This window comes from Bradyrhizobium sp. STM 3809 (assembly GCF_000239795.1).
GTDB lineage: Bacteria > Pseudomonadota > Alphaproteobacteria > Rhizobiales > Xanthobacteraceae > Bradyrhizobium.
The window spans coordinates 1-679 of sequence record NZ_CAFJ01000532.1; the positions used below are offsets into that span (position 1 = coordinate 1).

General features: G+C 55.2%; 1 protein-coding gene. It reads right to left on the reverse strand.

The genetic code is table 11. From position 1 onward, the window contains the following. Nucleotides 1–464 precede the first annotated feature (464 nt). The coding region (locus tag BRAS3809_RS24615; protein ID WP_170323325.1) for a transposase at nt 465–679 on the reverse strand (215 nt) is incomplete at its 5' end.

The window sequence follows — 679 nt, forward strand, 5'->3', positions numbered from 1 at the left end:
AAATACTCGCCAGACTGCTGCTTAGGTTCTGCAGGGCGCCCCTAACTTCGGGGCCAGGGTTCTTGGCAAGATGGGACGCCATGCCCACTAGGAGTTCGCGCACAGCGTCCTCAATGCCCTTGTTGCGTCCTCTCCGGAAATATGAACGGCCGCACGACCACGCAAAGAAGAACGAGAGAACTAGCAGTCCGAGCATCCCGTACAGTACAATATCCACGATTGCCCCCCGTGAATCCTCCCGCATCCGGCAAGAATAGCCGATTGTGATTAATGATTATCTTAAATTGAGAATCGTGTATTTGGGGTCACGTTTTACCCCGCGTTTACCATTTTGGTTGAGCAACCTCAGGTGTTAATTCGATACTAAGTAGTTCAATAAACTCTGATGGAGGGGGATCGTGTCCCACGGAGTGGTGTAGCTGGCATGGTGGGTCACCGGGCAATTCCGGTGCGGGCCGAGCCGGTCAGCCTGCCACAGCTGGCAGGCCAGCAATCGGATCATCGCTCAAAGGCGCGATGGTTTCCAGCGTCATGTAGCGGGCGCGCTGGACGGCCCACTCATCGTTCTGTTCGAGCAGGATCGCACCGACAAGACGGACGATTGCTTCCTCGTTTGGAAAGATGCCGACGACTTCGGTGCGGCGCTTGATCTCACCATTGACCCGCTCAATTGGATTAG